This is a genomic window from Streptomyces sp. NPDC059906 (assembly GCF_042730645.1).
Classification (GTDB): domain Bacteria; phylum Actinomycetota; class Actinomycetes; order Streptomycetales; family Streptomycetaceae; genus Streptomyces; species Streptomyces rubrogriseus.
The window spans coordinates 155,252-170,415 of record NZ_JBHWKU010000009.1 but is presented as its reverse complement, the minus strand read 5'-3'; the positions used below and the strand labels follow the sequence as shown (position 1 = coordinate 170,415).

Below are 15,164 nucleotides of genomic sequence, written 5' to 3'. Positions count from 1 at the left end.
ACGGTTACCTCTACTGTCCACTGCGTGAACCCGTACGCCGGGTGCGCGTAGGAGTGGTGGGACACTCAGGCGCGCAGCGCCACCGCGTCGATGCCCAGCAGTTCGGACAGCGCGGCCTCGCCCACCGGCGTCACCTTCACCGCCCGCTCCGAGCCGATGCGCACGCACCAGCCCGTGTCCAGGGCGTGCCGGCACAGGGCGGCGCCCGCCACGCCCGCGAGGTGCGGACGGCGTTCCGTCCAGTCCAGGCAGGCCCGGGCCAGCGGCCGGCGACCGGTCGGCCGCAGCGGGATCCCGGCGGCGTCGAACCAGCCGAGGCCCGCGTCCGTGAGCGCGAACCCGGTGTCCTGGCGCAGCAGCCCGCGCCCGGTAAGCGCGTCGGTGACCGCGATGCCGAGCCGTCCGGCGAGATGGTCGTAGCAGGTGCGCCCCCGGGCCATCGCGGACCCGGCGCTGGACGCTCGCAGGGTGCACGGACGGCGGGCGGCGGCGTCCTGGGGCGCGACCTGCGCGGCCAGGTCCTCCACCAGCTGCGCGACCCGCTCGTCGGCCAGCCGCACGTACCGGTGCCGCCCCTGCCGTTCCTCCGCGAGCAGCCCGCCCGCGACGAGCTTGCCCAGGTGCTCGCTGAGCGTCGACGCGGCGACCCCGGCGTGCCGGGCCAGCTCACCGGCGGTCCACGCCCGCCCGTCCAGCAGGGCCAGCAGGCAGGCGGCACGCGTCTCGTCGGCGAGCAGCCCGGCCAGTCGTGCGAGCCCGGGAGCCCGGGCGTCCCTCTCGGTCATGCGTCCAGGATGCGCCACGCACGGTTCGGCGGACGCCGAAGTGTCCGGGAAGCCCCCAGCGTCCTCAGACGCCCTGCGCCACCTGCGCGTACTGCTGCGCCAGCCCGTCCAGGAGTGCCGTCAGACCCGTCTCGAAGGCGCGCTCGTCGATCTTCTCCTGCTGCTCGGCCAGCAGGTGGGCCTGCTGGAGGTGCGGGTAGTCGGCGGGGTCGTAGGCACCGGCGTCGGTCACGAAGCCGCCGGCGAAGGAGCCGAGCGCCGAGCCCATGATGAAGTAGCGCATCAGCGCGCCGATGGAGGTGGCCTGGGCCGGGGGCCAGCCCGCCCGGACCATGGCGCCGTAGACGGCGTCCGCGAGGTGCAGCGCGGCCGGGCGGCGGCCGGGGCCGTGGGCCAGCACCGGCACGATGTTGGGATGGTCGCGCAGCGCCGTCCGGTAGGAGACGGCCCAGTCGTGCAGCGCGGTCCGCCACTCCCGGCCGTCCTCGAACATCGACAGGTCCACCTGCGCGCTGACCGAGTCGGCGACCGCCTCGAGGATCTCGTCCTTGGTGCGGAAGTGGTTGTAGAGGGAGGGTCCGCTGACCCCCAGTTCCGCGGCCAGCCGGCGCGTGGAGACGGCCGCGAGGCCCTTCGCGTCCACCAGCGCGCGGGCCGTCTCGACGATCCGGTCGGTGCTGAGCAGGGGCTTGCGCGGTCGGGCCATGGCGCACATAGTAGGGCTGCGAGCTGAAACTAGCAGTGCTAATTTAAATGTACGGCTTTCAAGATTTCTTTCCTGTGGGGTGACTCGGCATGAACCTGGAGCTCAGCGAGGAGCAGACCGCCGTACGGCAGCTCGCCCGGGACTTCGTGGAGCGGGAGATCGCCCCCCATGTCGTCGAGTGGGACCGCGCCGAGGAGGTGGACCGCTCCCTGGTGAAGAAGCTCGGCGAGGTCGGCTTCCTCGGCCTCACGATCGACGAGGAGTACGGCGGCAGCGGCGGCGACCACCTCGCGTACTGCCTGGTCACGGAGGAACTGGGCCGCGGCGACAGCTCCGTGCGCGGGATCGTCTCGGTCTCCCTCGGCCTGGTCGCCAAGACCGTCGCCGCCTGGGGCGACGAGGAGCAGAAGCGGCGCTGGCTGCCGGGGCTCACCTCCGGCGAGTACGTCGGCTGCTTCGGCCTCACCGAGCCCGGTACGGGGTCGGACGCCGGGAACCTCACCACCCGCGCGGTCCGGGACGGCGACGACTACGTCGTCAACGGCACCAAGATGTTCATCACCAACGGCACCTGGGCCGACGTCGTCCTGCTCTTCGCCCGCTCCACCGACGCCCCCGGCCACCAGGGCGTCTCCGCCTTCCTCGTGCCCACCGACACGCCCGGCCTGAGCCGCCGCACCGTCCACGGCAAGCTCGGACTGCGCGGCCAGGCCACCGCCGAACTGGTCCTGGAGGACGTCCGCGTCCCCGCCTCCGCGATGCTCGCGCCCGAGGGCAAGGGATTCTCGGTGGCCATGTCGGCCCTCGCCAAGGGGCGGATGTCGGTCGCCGCAGGCTGCGTCGGCATAGCCCAGGCCGCGCTGGACGCGGCCGTGCGCTACGCGGGCGAGCGGGAGCAGTTCGGCAAGACCATCGCCCACCACCAGCTCGTGCAGGAGCTGATCAGCGACATCGCCCTCGACGTGGACGCGGCCCGGCTGCTGACCTGGCGGGTCGCCGACCTGGTCGACCGCGGGCAGGCCTTCACCGTCGAGTCCTCCAAGGCCAAGCTCTTCGCCTCGGAGGCCGCCGTGCGCGCCGCCAACAACGCCCTCCAGGTCTTCGGCGGCTACGGCTACATCGACGAGTACCCGGCCGGCAAGCTGCTGCGCGACGCCCGCGTGATGACGCTCTACGAGGGCACCAGCCAGATCCAGAAGCTGGTCATCGGGCGTGCGCTGACCGGGGTTTCGGCATTCTGACCGCCGGGTTCCGAGTGCGCGAACTGAGTACGCGAACTGAGTACGACGGCGGATGTGGTGCGGGCCACATCCGCCGACTCTTGTCCCCATGAGCGACACACCGGTCAAGCAGCAGAACACGGCGGCCTTCTACGGGCAGGCCGTCGCCTCGTTCGCGGTGGCCATGGCCGCCACCGCCATCGGCATCTACCAGCTCCAGGCCGACGCCTGGGTGCGCGCCTTCCTCGCGATCGCCGTCCTGTACCTCGTCACCTCGGCCTTCACCCTGGCCAAGATCATCCGGGACCGCCAGGAGGTCGGCCAGATAGTCAGCCGCGTCGACCAGGCGCGCCTCGACAAGATCCTCGTCGAGCACGACCCGTTCCACCAGAAGCCGGGCGGCTCCCCCGCCGGGCAGCGCCCCTAAGCGCCCGCTCACCTTCGGCGGTATGGTGGTGCTCCTGTCACCGAGAGGGGCGAACAAGCGATGAGTACGGCGGCCGAGACGACGGGCGGCGACATCGAGCCGTGGGAAGAGGTCACGCCCGACGCGGCCCGGCGGCTCCTGGTCGCCGCCGTGGAGGCGTTCGCCGAACGCGGGTACCACGCGACCACGACCCGCGACATCGCCGGACGGGCCGGCATGAGCCCGGCCGCGCTCTACATCCACTACAAGACCAAGGAAGAGCTGCTCCACCGCATCAGCCGCATCGGTCACACCCGGGCGGTGGCCATCCTGCGCTCCGCGGCCCAGGGCGAGGGCAGCGCGACCGAACGGCTCGCCGACGCCGTGAGTTCCTTCGTCCGCTGGCACGCCGGGCGGCGTACCACCGCGCGGGTCGTGCAGTACGAGCTGGACGCCCTCGGTCCCGAGGCCCGGGAGGAGATCCTCACGCTCCGCCGGCAGTGCGACGCCGCGGTCCGCGGCATCATCGACGACGGCGTGGCCACGGGCGAGTTCGACGTGCCGGACGTCAAGGGCACGACGCTGGCCGTGCTGTCCCTCTGCATCGACGTGGCCCGCTGGTTCAACGTCAACGGCCCCCGTACGCCCGACGAGGTCGGCGCGCTCTACGCCGACCTCGTGCTGCGCATGGTGGGTGCCGAACCGTCCGGGGCGACGGCTCAGAGGTAGTAGCGCGAGACCGACTCGGCGACGCACACCGGCTTGTCGCCGCCCTCGCGCTCCACGGTGAAGGCGACGCTCACCTGGATCCCTCCCTTGACGTCCTCGACGCCGGTGATGGCCGCCGTGGCGCGCAGCCGCGAGCCGACCGGGACGGGGGAGGGGAAGCGGACCTTGTTGGTGCCGTAGTTGACGCCCATCGTCACGCCGTCGACCCGGATCAGCTGCGGTCCGAACAGCGGGAGCAGGGACAGGGTCAGATAGCCGTGCGCGATGGTGCCGCCGAACGGGCCCGCGGCCGCCTTCTCCGGATCCACGTGGATCCACTGGTGGTCGCCGGTCGCCTCGGCGAACAGGTCGATCCGCTTCTGGTCGACCTCCAGCCAGTCGGTGTACCCCAACCGCTCGCCCACCGCCGCCTTCACCTCGTCGGCGGACGTGAAGATCCTCGGCTCTGCCATGTTCCGGCCTCTCTGCTCGCTCACCCGGTGCACTCGTTTCTAAGCGACTGCTTAGCATGGTCGCCCGTGGCGCGCCTGTCAACGGACCGGACCGGTCCGCGAGGGCGAGCGGGTCGGTAGGGTTCGAGGGGTGCCCCAGATTCCAGAGAAGATCCAAGAGCTCACGGTCGGCCAGCTCGCCGCCCGCAGCGGCGCCGCGGTCTCGGCCCTGCACTTCTACGAGTCCAAGGGTCTGATCAGCAGTCGTCGCACCTCGGGCAACCAGCGCCGCTTCGCCCGTGACGCGCTGCGCCGGGTCGCCTTCGTCCGTGCGGCGCAGCGGGTCGGCATACCGCTGGCCACGATCCGCGAGGCGCTCGCCGAGCTGCCGGAGGGGCGCACGCCCACCGAGGACGACTGGGCCCGGCTCTCCGAGTCCTGGCGCTCCGAGCTGGACGAGCGCATCAAACAGCTCAACCGGCTGCGCGACCACCTCACCGACTGCATCGGCTGCGGCTGCCTGTCCCTGGAGACCTGCGTCCTGTCCAACCCCGACGACGCCTTCGGCGAACGCAGTGCGGGCTCCCGCCTGCTCGTGGAGCGCCGCGGCTCCACCGCCAGGGGCGGCCGGGCGCCGAGCCGCGCCCTGGAACCGGAAGTGCCGTGCTGCGGTGACTGACCGCACGGTCAGCCGGGCCCGGTCGTCAGCCCTCGCCCCGGCGCGCCGCGGCCCACTCCCGCGCTTGTCCGCGCCCCGTTCACGCAGAGTTGCACCATTCCCCATGGTGCCGGGCGCCACCGGCAGTGCCCGCCGGACCCGGTGCCGTACCGGCCGCCGGGGGTGCGGCATCCCCGGCACACCCCCGCGGTCGGCTACGCCGACATCAGCAGCCGGCCCCGCCGGGCGTCCGCGCGCGCGTCGGGAGTGAGGACGGGCCGCGGCACCAGGATGCCGCAGTCCGAGCAGACGGGGCCCGTCGAGGGTTCGTGGTCCAGGTCGTACCTCCAGACGAGTCGCTCCCCGTCGCACACCGGGCACACGGCGCCCGGCTCACGCTCCAGCGCGGAGATCAGCCGGCGCAGCACCTCCGCCAGCGGTCCGTCGGGATGGACCCGGGGGTCGTCGCACCAGGCCACTCCGAACCCGCCCCAGGTCAGCCGGTGCCAGTCGTCCGTGCTGCCCGGCCTGCGCAGCCCGTCGTGCTTCTCCTTCCTGCGCCGCTCGGCGAAGGCGACCTCGTAGGCCAGCCACACCGAACGCGCCTCCTCCAGCTCCTCCAGTGCGGCCACGAGCCGCGCTGGGTCGGGGGAGCGGTCCTCGGGACCGAACCCGGCCCGGGAGCAGAGATGGTCCCAGGTCGCCCTGTGCCCATAAGGGGCGAATCGCTCAAGGCACTTGCGCAGCGAATAGCGCCGCAGCGCCAGGTCGCACCGTGGATCGCGGACCTGTCTCGCCAGACTTCGGAAACCGGCCATCGCCCTGCACCTCCGTCACACCTGCACCTGTACTTGGGTCACTTCGGCGTCGTCGTACGGACGTCGCCGAATAGACGTATCGACAACCGATTCGGCTCCATCCGATTTCCGATGCCCCCCATAAGCCGATCCACCCGCTCCCAAAAAAAGTGACGCATGTTCACCTTCCCACTCGGGGATACCGGCGGTAACGTCCCGCCACACCCCCGTCGGGAGGAGCTGCCATGCCACGGCGCACCCCACGCAACGCCCTCGACAGACTGAGAACTCCCCGCGGTCTCCACGGGTTCCTGAAGACCGCATCCGTATGCGCCCTCGTTGCCGGACTTTTGTCACCGCTTTCCCCGGCGATGGCCGCCGGGACCGGATCCGCCGAGGCCACGGCCGCCGAGGCCACGGCCGCCGAGGCCACGGCCCAAGCGGCCCCCAACGACCACTGCGGCGGCCAGTGTTCCGACATCCTGCCGCCCGGCCAGAACGGCAACGCCACCCTCGCCCAGATCCTCCTCAACCAGGCCTTCGGCACCCAGCCCGCGCACGCCGAGGACCAGCTGGGCCCCTACGCGAACCTCGCCACCGGCTACTCCGGCCTCACCAACGACAAGATCAACACCTTCTTCAACGACGCCTCCTTCGGTGTCCCCGAGGGCCAGGCCGCCTCCACCGTCCGCCCCGCCGGACGCGACGACGTGACCATCGTCCGCGACAAGAAGACCGGCGTGCCGCACATCACCGGCACCACCCGCTACGGCACCGAGTTCGGCGCCGGCTACGCCGCGGCCCAGGACCGGCTCTGGCTCATGGACCTCTTCCGGCACGTCGGACGCGGCCAGTTGACCCCCTTCGCCGGCGGCGCCCCCGCCAACCAGGGCCTGGAGCAGCAGTTCTGGCGCAGCGCCCCCTACACCGAGGCCGACCTGGAGGCGCAGATCGAGAGCGCCGCCGCCAAGGCCGGGGAACGCGGCGAGCTGGCCCTGGCCGACGTGGACGCCTACGTCGCCGGCGTCAACGCCTACATCGACGCCTCGGACAAGGGCCGCTACTTCCCGGGCGAGTACGTCCTGACCGGCCACAAGAACGCCATCACCAACGCCGGCACCATCGAGCACTTCAAGCGCAGCGACCTGATCGCGCTGGCCTCCGTCATCGGCTCCCTCTTCGGCGCCGGAGGCGGCGGCGAGGTCAACAACGCGCTCTCCCTGCTCGCCGCCCAGGAGAAGTACGGCGTCGCCGAGGGCACCGAGGTCTGGGAGTCCTTCCGCCAGCGCAACGACCCCGAGGCCGTCCTCACCCAGCAGGACGGCAGCTTCCCGTACCTGCCCACCCCGGACGACCCGCAGGGCCGCGCCCTGCCCGACGCCGGGTCGGTCGAGCCGGAACCGCTGGTGTACGACCGTACGGGCAGCGCGGGTGCGGCGAGCGCGACCGGTGCCTCCGCCAAGTCCGCGGACGCGGCCGTGTCCTCGGCGCGGCGCGGCATGTCCAACGCCCTCGTCGTCAGCGGCGAGCACACCGCGAGCGGCCACCCGGTCGCCGTCTTCGGACCCCAGACCGGGTACTTCGCGCCGCAACTGCTCATGCTCCAGGAGATCCAGGGCCCCGGCATCAGCGCCCGCGGCGCCTCCTTCGCGGGCCTGAGCATGTACGTCGAACTCGGCCGCGGCCAGGACTACGCCTGGAGCGCGACCACCTCCGGCCAGGACATCATCGACACCTACGCGGTCGAGCTGTGCCAGGACGACTACCACTACCTCTACCGCGGCACCTGCACGCCCATGGAGAAGGTCGAGCGGCACAACGCCTGGAAGCCCACCGTCGCCGACTCCACGGCGGCCGGCTCCTACACCATGCGCGTCTGGCGCACCAAGTACGGACCGGTCGAGTCCCGGGCCACGGTCGGCGGCAAGAAGGTCGCCTACACCACCCTGCGCTCCTCCTACCTGCACGAGGCCGACTCCATCATCGGCTTCCAGATGCTGAACGACCCGGACTACCTCAACAGCCCCGAGCGCTTCAAGGGCGCCGTCCAGCACATCAACTACACCTTCAACTGGTTCTACGCCGACTCCGAGCACACCGCGTACTACAACAGCGGCGACAACCCGGTGCGCGCGGGCGGCGTCGACGCCGAGTTCCCGGTCTGGGCCCGGTCCGCCTACGAGTGGCAGGACTGGGACCCGGCCGACAACACCGCCCGGTACACCGGCGCGTCCGCCCACCCGCAGTCGGTCGACCAGGACTACTACATCTCCTGGAACAACAAGCAGGCCAGGGACTACCCGGCCGCCTCCTGGGGCAACGGCTCCGTCCACCGCGGCAACCTCCTCGACGACCGGGTGAAGAAGCTGGTCGCCGACGGCGGCGTCACGCGGACCGCGCTGGTGAAGGCCATGGCCGAGGCGGCCCTCGCCGACCTGCGGGCCGAGGACGTCGTGCCCGACCTGCTGAAGGTGGTCGAGTCCGCGCCGGTGACCGACCCGGCGGCCAAGGAGGCGGTGGCAGGGCTCAAGGCGTGGCTGTCCGCGGGCGGGCTGCGCACGGAGACCTCGGCGGGCTCGAAGAAGTACGCCCACGCCGACGCGATCCGCACCCTGGACGCCTGGTGGCCGCTGCTGGTGAAGGCCGAGTTCGAACCCGGCCTGGGCGCGGACCTGTACACCGCCTTCACCCGCAACCTGCCCGTCGACGAGTCCCCGTCCGCCGCCCACGGCCCGACCGGAGCCCACGCCGGCAGCGCCTTCCAGTACGGCTGGTGGAGCTATGTCGACAAGGACGTCCGGTCCGTGCTCGGTGAGCCCGTCAAGGGTCCGCTGGCGCGTCCGTACTGCGGCGACGGCGACCTCGCCGCCTGCCGGGACTCCCTGGTCTCCACCCTGAAGGAGGCGGCGGGCCGCACGGCCGCCCAGGTCTACCCCGGGGACGACAGCTGTTCCGCCGGGGACCAGTGGTGCGCCGACTCGGTGATCCACCGCACCCTCGGCGGCATCAAACACGGAGGTATCAGCTGGCAGAACCGGCCGACCTACCAGCAGGTCGTGGAGTTCACCTCACACCGGTGACCGGCCGGCCCGACCGTCATCTGTAGAGCAGGTACTGGCGGCGTGTCCTGCGGAACGCCGCCAGTTCCCGCTCCCAGCCGTGCACCACCTCGTCGGTGTCCGCGCCCGCGTCGATCATCGTGCGCACCTGCGTGGAGCCGGTGAGCTTGTCGATCCAGTGGTCCGACCGCCAGGCGAAGCCGTCCCAGGTCCGCCGGGCGGTCACCAGGAGGGCGATTCCGGTGCGCACCGGGTCGAACGCGGCCCGGTCGTGCACGTGGAGCTGCACACCGCCGACGGTCTTGCCCTGGAACTTGGAGAAGGTGGGCGCGAAGTACGCCTCCCTGAAGCGCACTCCCGGCAGTCCGGCGTCGTTCGCGGCGGCGGCCCAGCCCCCGTCGATGCCCTCCGCGCCCAGCAGTTCGAACGGGCGGGTCGTGCCGCGGCCCTCGGACAGGTTCGTGCCCTCGAAGAGGCAGGTCCCCGAGTACACCAGCGCACACTGAGGCGTGGGCATGTTCGGGCTCGGCGGCACCCAGGGCAGCCCGGAGGCGTCGTAGAACTCCGACCGCTTCCAGCCCGTCATCGTCACCGTCTCCATCGGCACCGGCGACGGCAGGAACTCGCCGTTGAAGAGCAGCGCCAGCTCGGCGACCGTCATGCCGTGCGCCTGCGCGATCGGCTGCCGCCCGACGAAGGTCGCGAACTCCTTGTGCAGGATCGGGCCGAGGGCCGCCCGCCCGGTCACCGGGTTCGGCCGGTCCAGCACCACGAACCGCTTCCCCGCGAGAGCGGCCGCCTCCATGCAGTCGAACAGCGTCCAGATGTACGTGTAGAAGCGCGCGCCCACGTCCTGGATGTCGAAGACGACGGTGTCCACGCCGGACGCCGTGAACACGTCCGCGAGCGGCTGCCCGCTCTTCAGGTACGTGTCGTAGACCGGCAGCCCGGTTGCGGGGTCGTCGTAGCGGCCCTCGGAGCCGCCCGCCTGCGCCGTACCGCGGAAGCCGTGCTCGGGGCCGAAGACGGCGGTCAGGTTCACCCGGTCGTCGGCGTGCATGACGTCGACGATGTGGCGCACGTCCCGGGTGATGCCGGTCGGGTTGGTGACGACGCCGACCTTCTGTCCCCTGAGCGGCGCGTAGCCGGCGTCGGCGAGGCGCTCGAAGCCGGTGCGCAGCCGGCGGCCCCCGCCCCCGTGGCCCGCGGGTGCCGCGTGTGCCGTGCCCGCCGTCGCGGCGGCGGTGGTGCCGGCCGCCACCGCGGCCGTCGTGGCGAGCAGGTTGCGTCTGGACAGCGTCATGCGGTGACCTCCGTGATCGCGGCGGGTGTCATGCGCACGCACGCTAACCCGCACTGCCGGGCGCGGGGAATGGAGTAGACCGCGGTTCGCCTCTTCCGTCGCACATACCGACTGGTTAGTCTGGCGCTGCAACGGGGAGCGAGCAGTGCCCGAGCCGTGTCGAAGGAGACCGATGGTGGAAGCCGTGCAGGATGCCGGAGTCGTCGTCACCGGAGCGGGAGGCGGCATCGGGGCCGCGCTGGCCCGCCGCTTCGCCGCCGAGGGAGCCAGGGTCGTCGTCAACGACCTGGACGCCGCCCGGGCGAAGGACGTCGCCGACGAGATCGGCGGCATCGCGGTCCCCGGCGACGCCTCGGCGATCGTCGCCGAGGCCCGTGCGGCGCTGGGCGGCACGGTCGACGTCTACTGCGCCAACGCGGGCGTCGGGTCCGAGGGTTCGCAGGCCGCGGAGGAGGCCGTCTGGGCACTCGCCTGGGACGTCAACGTCATGGCCCACGTGCGGGCGGCCCACGAACTGCTCCCCGACTGGCTGGAGCGCGGCAGCGGCCGCTTCGTCTCCACCGTGTCGGCCGCCGGGCTGCTCACCATGATCGGCGCCGCCCCCTACAGCGTCACCAAGCACGGCGCGTACGCCTTCGCCGAGTGGCTGTCCCTGACGTACCGCCACCGCGGGATCAAGGTGCACGCCATCTGTCCGCAAGGGGTGCGCACCGACATGCTTGCCACCAGCGGCAGCGCGGGCGACCTGGTGCTGCGGCCCACCGCGATCGAACCGGCGGACGTCGCGGACGCCCTGTTCCAGGGCATCGAGGAGGACCGCTTCCTGATCCTGCCGCACCCCGAGGTGGCCGGGTACTACCAGGCCCGGGCGGCCGACCCCGACCGCTGGCTGCACGGCATGAACCGGCTCCAGCGGCAGTGGGAGGAGACGACCGCCCGGTGACCCCCTCCCGGGTGCGCGCCCCGGCCCGGGCCGCCCTGCCCGACGCGCCGGGGAGCGCAAGTGGGAAGATCCTCGGTCGGGAACCGCGTTCCCACAGGCATCAGGACGGACACTGAACGCACTGAACGCACAAAACGCACAGTGCAACGGAAAGGCAGGTGACGGCAGTGCCCAGGACCACGGACGGGGACGGCACTCCGGTGCCGCAGCGGCTCCTGGCCGCCGCCACCCGGCTCTTCGCCGAGCAGGGCTACGACCGCACCTCGGTACAGGAGATCGTCGAGGCGGCGGGCGTCACCAAGGGCGCGCTCTACCACTACTTCGGCTCCAAGGACGACCTCCTGCACGAGGTGTACGCGCGCGTGCTGCGCCTCCAGCAGGAACGCCTGGACGCCTTCGCGGACGCCGACGAGCCGGTCGAGAAGCGGGTGCGGGACGCGGCGGCCGACGTCGTCGTCACGACCATCGAGAACCTCGACGACGCGTCGATCTTCTTCCGCTCCATGCACCAGCTCAGCCCGGAGAAGAACAAACAGGTGCGCGCGGAGCGCCGGCGCTACCACGAGCGCTTCCGCGCGCTGATCGAGGAGGGGCAGCGGACCGGCGTCTTCACCAAGGAGATCCCGGCCGACCTGGTGGTGGACTACCACTTCGGGTCCATCCACCACCTGTCCACCTGGTACCGCCCCGACGGCCCGCTCAGCCCGCAGGAGGTCGCCGACCACCTCGCCGACCTGCTGCTGCGCGCCCTGCGCCCTTGAGGCGCCCGCCTCACAGGTACTTCTTGAGCTCCCTGCGGGCCAGCGAGCGCTGGTGCACCTCGTCGGGGCCGTCGGCGATCATCAGCGTCCGCGCGCCCGCGTACAGCTCGGCCAGCGGGAAGTCCTGACTCACGCCGCCCGCGCCGTGCAGCTGGATCGCCCGGTCGACGATGGCGACCACCGCGCGGGGCGTGGCGATCTTGATGGCCTGGATCTCGGTGTGCGCGCCCCGGTTGCCGACCGTGTCCATCAGCCAGGCCGTCTTCAGCACCAGCAGCCGCAGCTGCTCGACGGTGACCCGGGCGTCCGCGATCCAGTTGTGGACCACGCCCTGCTGGGCCAGCGCCTTGCCGAAGGCGTCGCGGGACACCGCGCGGCGGCACATCAGCTCGATCGCCCGCTCGGCCATGCCGATCAGCCGCATGCAGTGGTGGATCCGGCCGGGACCGAGCCGGGCCTGGGCGATGGCGAAGCCGCCGCCCTCCTCGCCGATCAGGTTCGACACCGGCACGCGCGCGTGGTCGAAGGTCACCTCGGCGTGGCCGCCGTGGTAGTGGTCCTCGTAGCCGAACACCTGCATGGCCCGGTCGACCGTCACCCCGGGCGTGTCGCGCGGGACCAGCACCATCGACTGCTGGCGGCGGATGTCCTCGCCGTCGGGGTCAGTCTTGCCCATCACGATGAAGACCTTGCAGTCCGGGTTCATCGCCCCGGAGATGTACCACTTGCGGCCCGTGACGACGTACTCGTCGCCGTCGCGCTCGATGTGCGTGGTGATGTTCGTGGCGTCCGAGGAGGCCACCTCCGGCTCCGTCATCGCGAAGGCCGAGCGGATCTCCCCGGCGAGCAACGGCTCCAGCCACTGCTTGCGCTGCGCCTCGTCGGCGAACTGGGCCAGCACCTCCATGTTCCCGGTGTCCGGTGCCGCGCAGTTCGTCGCGGTCGGTGCCAGCTGCGGGCTGCGGCCGGTGATCTCGGCGAGCGGGGCGTACTGGAGGTTGGTGAGGCCGGCTCCGTGCTCGGTGTCGGGGAGGAAGAGGTTCCACAGGCCCTGGCGGCGGGCCTCGGCCTTCAGGTCCTCCACGACCTGCGGCGTGTCCCACGGCGAGGCGAGGCGGGCGCGCTGCTCGTGGGCGACCTGCTCGGCGGGGTAGACGTACTCGTCCATGAAGGCGAGCAGCTTGGCGCGGAGTTCCTCGGTGTGTGCGTCGTACGCGAAGTCCATGCGGGTCAGCCCTTCTGAAGGGTGGTCAGGCCGTGCTCGATGAAGACCGGGACGAGGTCGCCGATGCGGTCGAAGCCGCGGCCGACCGTCTGGCCCAGCGTGTAGCGGTAGTGGATGCCCTCCAGGATCACGGCGAGCTTGAACCACGCGAACGCGGTGTACCAGGCGACCGTGGAGACGTCGCGTCCCGAGCGGGCGGCGTACCGCTCGATCAGCTCGGCGGGGGCGGGGTGGCCGGGGGCCTGGGCGGTGGTGGAGACGGGGGAGTCGGGCATGCCGAGCGGGCTGCTGTACATCACCAGCAGGCCGAGGTCGGTGAGCGGGTCGCCGAGGGTGGACATCTCCCAGTCGAGGATCGCCCGGATCTCGTCGTCCTCGCCGCCGATCAGGACGTTGTCGAGGCGGTAGTCGCCGTGGACCACGGTCGGGGCGGGGGAGCGGGGCAGTTCCCGGCCGAGCGTGGCGTGCAGTTCGTCGATGCCGGCCAGGTCGCGGTTGCGGGAGGCGTCGAGCTGCTTGGCCCAGCGGCGCAGCTGGCGGTCCAGGAAGCCCTCGGGGCGGCCGAAGTCCGCGAGGCCCACCTCGGCGGGGTCCACCGCGTGCAGTCCGACCAGTGTGTCGACGAGGTTCAGCACGGCGGCGCGGGTGCGCTCGGGGCCGAGGGGGGCGAGCTGCTCGGCGGTGCGGTACGGGGTGCCGTCCACGAACTCCATCACGTAGAAGGGCGCTCCCAGCACCTCCTCGTCCTCGCACAGGAGTACCGGGCGCGGCACGGGCACGTCGGTCGGGTGCAGGGCGCTGATGACGCGGTGCTCGCGCCGCATGTCGTGCGCGGTGGCCAGGACGTGGCCGAGCGGGGGGCGTCGCACCACCCAGCGGGCGGTGCCGTCGGTGACGGCGTAGGTGAGGTTCGACCGTCCGCCCTCGATCAGCCGGCCGGACAGCGTGCCGGACACCAGGCCGGGCCGCTCGCGGTCGAGCAGGACGCGCAAGCGGTCGAGATCGAGTCCGGGCGGGTGGTCGGGGCTCATCGGCTCTCCCTGGGACAGGTGAACAGTACCCGACACATGATGCCGACCGGTCGGTATGCCGTCCAGTGGGTCGGCGGAACGTGATCGGCGTTACGGGGTGGCGGGGCGGGGCGGGGGTGGCGGGGCGGGGGCGGCCCCGGGCCTCATGTCCTCAGAGGACGAGGAACGCCCCGCAGACGGCGAGGGCGAGTGTGCACATCGCCGCCGCGGCGGCGTGCGGCGGGGCGAGGGCCCGGGGTCGGGTAGCCGCGGCGAGGGTGCGGATGCGGCCGTGGGCGATCAGGAGGAAGGCCAGCCAGAGGACGCAGCACAGGGAGACGGCGAGCACCGAGAGGGCCGTCGCCCCGCCGTGCAGCGCGGCCTTCGCGGCGAGCACGGCGACGACCGTGCCGGACAGGGTGGTGCGGCGCCAGGCGAGCCGGGTGCGCTCGGGCTGGAGCCCGGGGTCGCGGTCCGGGGGTGCCGGGTCGGTCCCGCGCACGCTCAGACCTCCCAGCCGACGAGGACCACGACGACCATGACGACGGCGACCACGGCCACGACCAGGCTGAGCAGCGCCGGGAAGCGGGAGACGGGGAGGTCCTCGCCCCGGCGCATGGCGCGTTCGCAGCGCGCCCAGTGGTTCACGGCACGCAGCGAGCACAGCACGCCCGCGGCGAGCAGCGCGAGTGCGAGGCCGACCCGCCAGCCCCAGCGCAGGTCGGGCAGGAACTGATCCACCGCGAACCCGCCGCCGATCAGGGCGAGGGCGGTACGCAGCCAGGCCAGGAACGTACGCTCGTTGGCCAGCGAGAACCGGTAGTCGGGGGTGGTTCCCTCCCGCCGCACCTCCGCAGGCACGAACCACAGCCGAACGCTCCGCACGAATCCGATCACTCGGGGACCATATCCGGCACCCGCCGCGGGTGCCTGCGGCGGCCTGCGCGGGTGCGGTGGGGGTGCGCGTAGCGCGTTGTCTCCGGTGGGTGGGTCGGGGTCGCGCCGGGGGGTGTCCGTCCTCGGAACGGCGCGAAATCGGTTGGCTACGGAGGCTCACCGCGTTGACGCGCCAACCACTGCGGGCGAACACCCCCCGACACGCCCCCTCCTCGCCGTACGCGGCTGACCGCC

Annotated in this window: 16 protein-coding genes; 7 read left to right on the top strand and 9 right to left on the bottom strand. The window is 72.1% G+C overall.

Annotation, left to right across the window (positions count from 1 at the left end; genetic code table 11):
• Positions 1–65 precede the first annotated feature (65 nt).
• Positions 66–785 carry an ArsR/SmtB family transcription factor gene (locus tag ACFV9J_RS16755; protein ID WP_385354779.1) on the bottom strand — a complete coding sequence of 240 codons (720 nt, stop codon included), beginning with the start codon at positions 783–785 and terminating at the stop codon, positions 66–68.
• A 64-nt stretch (positions 786–849) separates the two neighbouring features.
• Positions 850–1,491 carry a TetR/AcrR family transcriptional regulator gene (locus ACFV9J_RS16750; protein ID WP_385354777.1) on the bottom strand — a complete coding sequence of 214 codons (642 nt, stop codon included), beginning with the start codon at positions 1,489–1,491 and terminating at the stop codon, positions 850–852.
• A gap of 89 nt (positions 1,492–1,580) precedes the next feature.
• Between ACFV9J_RS16750 and ACFV9J_RS16745 the strand changes: the two genes are divergently transcribed.
• The 3 genes from ACFV9J_RS16745 (at position 1,581) to ACFV9J_RS16735 (ending at position 3,846) form a co-directional block, all read left to right on the top strand.
• Positions 1,581–2,732, top strand: coding sequence for an acyl-CoA dehydrogenase family protein (locus ACFV9J_RS16745; RefSeq protein WP_385354775.1), 1,152 nt, complete (start codon positions 1,581–1,583; stop codon positions 2,730–2,732).
• A gap of 88 nt (positions 2,733–2,820) precedes the next feature.
• Positions 2,821–3,138: a YiaA/YiaB family inner membrane protein gene (locus ACFV9J_RS16740; RefSeq protein ID WP_385354773.1), complete on the top strand. Its 318-nt coding sequence runs from the start codon at positions 2,821–2,823 to the stop codon at positions 3,136–3,138.
• A 60-nt stretch (positions 3,139–3,198) separates the two neighbouring features.
• Positions 3,199–3,846 carry a TetR family transcriptional regulator gene (locus ACFV9J_RS16735; protein WP_385354771.1) on the top strand — a complete coding sequence of 216 codons (648 nt, stop codon included), beginning with the start codon at positions 3,199–3,201 and terminating at the stop codon, positions 3,844–3,846.
• Here ACFV9J_RS16735 and ACFV9J_RS16730 read toward each other — a convergent pair.
• Positions 3,837–4,298 (bottom strand): MaoC family dehydratase, encoded by a 462-nt coding sequence (locus ACFV9J_RS16730; RefSeq protein WP_385354769.1) that lies wholly within the window; start codon positions 4,296–4,298, stop codon positions 3,837–3,839. The genes ACFV9J_RS16735 and ACFV9J_RS16730 overlap by 10 nt on opposite strands.
• 130 nt (positions 4,299–4,428) lie before the next feature.
• On the opposite strand from ACFV9J_RS16730, the gene soxR reads away from it, so the two are divergent.
• Positions 4,429–4,956, top strand: a complete 528-nt coding sequence (gene soxR, locus ACFV9J_RS16725; protein WP_385354767.1) for a redox-sensitive transcriptional activator SoxR — start codon at positions 4,429–4,431, stop codon at positions 4,954–4,956.
• Positions 4,957–5,150: 194 nt separating this feature from the next.
• On the opposite strand, the gene ACFV9J_RS16720 is transcribed toward soxR, so the two are convergent.
• Positions 5,151–5,753, bottom strand: a complete 603-nt coding sequence (locus ACFV9J_RS16720) for a hypothetical protein (protein WP_385354765.1) — start codon at positions 5,751–5,753, stop codon at positions 5,151–5,153.
• A gap of 224 nt (positions 5,754–5,977) precedes the next feature.
• Between ACFV9J_RS16720 and ACFV9J_RS16715 the strand changes: the two genes are divergently transcribed.
• A complete protein-coding gene (locus ACFV9J_RS16715) occupies positions 5,978–8,812 on the top strand; it encodes a penicillin acylase family protein (RefSeq protein ID WP_385354763.1) in 2,835 nt (944 codons plus the stop codon).
• Between the two features lie 16 nt (positions 8,813–8,828).
• Here ACFV9J_RS16715 and ACFV9J_RS16710 read toward each other — a convergent pair whose 3' ends face one another.
• Entirely contained in the window at positions 8,829–10,094 is a 1,266-nt protein-coding gene (locus ACFV9J_RS16710) for an exo-beta-N-acetylmuramidase NamZ domain-containing protein (protein ID WP_385354761.1), read from the bottom strand.
• A gap of 172 nt (positions 10,095–10,266) precedes the next feature.
• On the opposite strand from ACFV9J_RS16710, the gene ACFV9J_RS16705 reads away from it, so the two are divergent.
• Positions 10,267–11,037: an SDR family oxidoreductase gene (locus tag ACFV9J_RS16705; protein ID WP_385354759.1), complete on the top strand. Its 771-nt coding sequence runs from the start codon at positions 10,267–10,269 to the stop codon at positions 11,035–11,037.
• Positions 11,038–11,204: 167 nt separating this feature from the next.
• Positions 11,205–11,798: a TetR/AcrR family transcriptional regulator gene (locus ACFV9J_RS16700; RefSeq protein WP_109033621.1), complete on the top strand. Its 594-nt coding sequence runs from the start codon at positions 11,205–11,207 to the stop codon at positions 11,796–11,798.
• A gap of 10 nt (positions 11,799–11,808) precedes the next feature.
• Here the strand turns inward: ACFV9J_RS16700 and ACFV9J_RS16695 are convergent, their stop codons facing one another.
• The 4 genes from ACFV9J_RS16695 to ACFV9J_RS16680 form a co-directional block, all read right to left on the bottom strand.
• Complete coding sequence (locus tag ACFV9J_RS16695; RefSeq protein ID WP_385354756.1) at positions 11,809–13,023, bottom strand: acyl-CoA dehydrogenase; 1,215 nt, start codon at positions 13,021–13,023, stop codon at positions 11,809–11,811.
• A gap of 5 nt (positions 13,024–13,028) precedes the next feature.
• Positions 13,029–14,054: a phosphotransferase family protein gene (locus ACFV9J_RS16690; RefSeq protein WP_385354754.1), complete on the bottom strand. Its 1,026-nt coding sequence runs from the start codon at positions 14,052–14,054 to the stop codon at positions 13,029–13,031.
• Positions 14,055–14,205: 151 nt separating this feature from the next.
• Positions 14,206–14,535, bottom strand: coding sequence for a DUF202 domain-containing protein (locus ACFV9J_RS16685; RefSeq protein WP_385354752.1), 330 nt, complete (start codon positions 14,533–14,535; stop codon positions 14,206–14,208).
• A 2-nt stretch (positions 14,536–14,537) separates the two neighbouring features.
• Positions 14,538–14,930 (bottom strand): YidH family protein, encoded by a 393-nt coding sequence (locus tag ACFV9J_RS16680; RefSeq protein WP_109033625.1) that lies wholly within the window; start codon positions 14,928–14,930, stop codon positions 14,538–14,540.
• Positions 14,931–15,164 lie beyond the last annotated feature (234 nt).

Coding starts and splice junctions, on each gene's coding strand:
- ACFV9J_RS16720 (WP_385354765.1), bottom strand. CDS start 5,753: ATGGCCGGTTTCCGAAGTCTGGCGAGACAGGTCCGCGATCCACGGTGC.
- ACFV9J_RS16705 (WP_385354759.1), top strand. CDS start 10,267: ATGGTGGAAGCCGTGCAGGATGCCGGAGTCGTCGTCACCGGAGCGGGA.
- ACFV9J_RS16695 (WP_385354756.1), bottom strand. CDS start 13,023: ATGGACTTCGCGTACGACGCACACACCGAGGAACTCCGCGCCAAGCTG.
- ACFV9J_RS16735 (WP_385354771.1), top strand. CDS start 3,199: ATGAGTACGGCGGCCGAGACGACGGGCGGCGACATCGAGCCGTGGGAA.
- ACFV9J_RS16730 (WP_385354769.1), bottom strand. CDS start 4,298: ATGGCAGAGCCGAGGATCTTCACGTCCGCCGACGAGGTGAAGGCGGCG.
- ACFV9J_RS16715 (WP_385354763.1), top strand. CDS start 5,978: ATGCCACGGCGCACCCCACGCAACGCCCTCGACAGACTGAGAACTCCC.
- ACFV9J_RS16740 (WP_385354773.1), top strand. CDS start 2,821: ATGAGCGACACACCGGTCAAGCAGCAGAACACGGCGGCCTTCTACGGG.
- ACFV9J_RS16710 (WP_385354761.1), bottom strand. CDS start 10,094: ATGACGCTGTCCAGACGCAACCTGCTCGCCACGACGGCCGCGGTGGCG.
- ACFV9J_RS16690 (WP_385354754.1), bottom strand. CDS start 14,054: ATGAGCCCCGACCACCCGCCCGGACTCGATCTCGACCGCTTGCGCGTC.
- ACFV9J_RS16750 (WP_385354777.1), bottom strand. CDS start 1,491: ATGGCCCGACCGCGCAAGCCCCTGCTCAGCACCGACCGGATCGTCGAG.
- ACFV9J_RS16745 (WP_385354775.1), top strand. CDS start 1,581: ATGAACCTGGAGCTCAGCGAGGAGCAGACCGCCGTACGGCAGCTCGCC.
- ACFV9J_RS16755 (WP_385354779.1), bottom strand. CDS start 785: ATGACCGAGAGGGACGCCCGGGCTCCCGGGCTCGCACGACTGGCCGGG.